This window comes from Providencia sp. JGM181 (genome assembly GCF_018257375.1).
GTDB classification, from domain to species: domain Bacteria; phylum Pseudomonadota; class Gammaproteobacteria; order Enterobacterales; family Enterobacteriaceae; genus Providencia; species Providencia lanzhouensis.
Map to the genome: position 1 here is coordinate 1 of NZ_JAERJY010000292.1, position 807 is coordinate 807.

Annotated in this window: 1 protein-coding gene; it reads right to left on the reverse strand. The window is 36.6% G+C overall.

Annotated features, from left to right (window positions below):
• Positions 1-271 precede the first annotated feature (271 nt).
• On the reverse strand, positions 272-807 hold a 536-nt coding region (locus tag JK188_RS17590), incomplete at its 5' end, for a GNAT family N-acetyltransferase (protein WP_249216051.1).

The window sequence follows — 807 nt, forward strand, 5'->3', positions numbered from 1 at the left end:
AAACAGAGAGTTTTAAGTCATTGATAACATAAATGATTAATTTAGTTTTGATAACTGCTATTTCTCAAACATTGAGTGGAAATTAATCGATTTTAACACAATTAACCCATCACAATAATCGTCTTTTCTAATCGCTTAAATTATCTTTGCTTTAATTAGACAGCTAAACTCGAGTGTCTGGTTTGAACAATAAGCGGACGTTCATAATTATCCCTGTTCAGGAATGCATGGTTAGCGCGACCGCTAATGCATTTTTAGGTAACAACCTACTTTATATAGGCTCTTGCGTTGCTAATAAGCGGAACCGACGAAAACATATGCTATCAAACATCACTTCACCATCAGGTTGAAAACCCAACCGTAAAATAGTTTTAATTTTTACCCTACTCAAGGGCAGTAAAATAGTGATGCTTTCTAGTTTCATCTCACAGAAAGCACGTCTGATAATTTCGTCATAGATTATTTTACCAGCCCCCCAATAATCTGGGTGAAGCACCAGGGCAAGGTCTGCATCACCGTCTTCATATTGTAATCCCCCCCACCCAGCAAAATGCTCATTAATCATAATTGCCCACGGGCCATAACCATGTTCTTTCCATTGAGCATCTTTTTGTGCCACCCATTCTATACACTTTTGGTAGTTAAAATCGGGGCTTCCCAATGGCATGTGCCGTAATACATCAGGATGGTTATTGAGCGTAATAATATTGCTAACATTGACCTCTGTTAGTCTTTTAAATTCTAAAATCAAATACAGATCCCTTATGAAAAAATGCATGAATAAAATAATTCTACTGACATTATCAT